Raw genomic sequence first — 1,208 nt, forward strand, 5'->3', positions numbered from 1 at the left:
ACCATTGATTATACCTAAAATAGTATTTATTTGATTTAAACCCGTCCAATCCATACCCTCACCTCATGATTATCACACCTAAATAATACATTTTTTGTAATTTTTTGTCAAACTATACATAAAAAAACCACCCATCCCCGAAGGAATGAGTGGTAATTTTATGTATTAGACTTCGCGCAACGGTCCGGCATACAGCCAGATTTTACGACCTCCGACATTTGCCTGCACTGAATTTGTAGGTTTATCCACCGCAAGCACCTTAAATTTCTTGTCACATTTCCAGTAATCACCTACGCTGAAAACTTGTGACTTTGTTTTCTTACCGTTCTTATCACATTTGGTAAGTGGTCCCGCCTGAATGGAGTTACCGCCGTTCCCGGTCATCTCCTCGCACCAGATGCTATCCATGTTGGCCAATACCTGGTCTACGCTATGCACTCCTGTAATGACGAAGTATTCTCCTTTATGCAAAATCTGATCAGGCTGTCCCGGTTTCGCAGGCTTGGAAGGTTTCTTATGTTTTGCAGGTTTGTTCCCTGGCTTCTGCTCTGTGCTGTTTGCTTTCAGCTGGAAGCCTTCTGCAATGCCGTCTACAATGCCCTGTGCGATGGATTCCTTATTTGCCTGATATTCGGCCATGTCAGCCTTATTGTCAATGAAGCACGTCTCTAACAAGGCGGAGCTGATGCCTAAACACTTGCATGTATAAATCACCAGCCAGTTTGTCACCTTGACACCGGAGCCACCACGCTTCACGAAGTGCTTTCCCAGCTTGTTCATGATGGCCTGCTCAACATCAGTATACTTCTCACTGTCTGTTACAAAGATTTCTGTTCCGTGTCCGGATCCATCGAATGCATTGAAATGTACTTCCAGCACATAATCATACTTACTGATTTTGAATGTACCGTTCTGCACATCATAGAATGCGCTGCGATTTTGATTGTATACATCCACAATTGCATATTTTCTCAGTTTTGGAGCAATCAGGTTGACTAACTCTCTGGTGAGGTTAGCTTCTTTGTATCCACATCCGGAAGCTCCTTGATCGCCTGCACCATGCCCTGCAATAAGTAATATTTTCATTATTCTTCGTCCTCGCTTTCTTTGTTAATAAGTTTGTCGGCAACAGCTAAGCCGTTGCTCAAAATTTTTGGTACGTTGAATCCAGCTTCAACAAAGTTTTCACAGATGGAACGTGCTTCATT

Annotated in this window: 2 protein-coding genes; both read right to left on the minus strand. The window is 42.9% G+C overall.

All coding sequences use genetic code 11. The features are described 5' to 3' along the window. Nucleotides 1-165: 165 nt before the first annotated feature. The gene (locus KSZ58_RS22335; protein ID WP_217752956.1) at nt 166-1,086 is read right to left on the minus strand and encodes an N-acetylmuramoyl-L-alanine amidase; all 921 of its coding nucleotides are present in this window, start codon (nt 1,084-1,086) and stop codon (nt 166-168) included. After that, nucleotides 1,086-1,208: phage holin family protein (locus KSZ58_RS23050; RefSeq protein ID WP_254884745.1), on the minus strand; the 123-nt coding region annotated here is incomplete at its 5' end. The genes KSZ58_RS22335 and KSZ58_RS23050, both read right to left, overlap by 1 nt.

The sequence above is a fragment of the Erysipelatoclostridium sp. DFI.2.3 genome, from assembly GCF_019132535.1.
Lineage (GTDB): Bacteria > Bacillota_I > Bacilli_A > Erysipelotrichales > Erysipelotrichaceae > Clostridium_AQ > Clostridium_AQ innocuum.

What these genes read in the sequence shown, in the direction of transcription:
- KSZ58_RS22335 (WP_217752956.1), bottom strand. Translation starts at nt 1,086, where the DNA reads ATGAAAATATTACTTATTGCAGGGCATGGTGCAGGCGATCAAGGAGCT.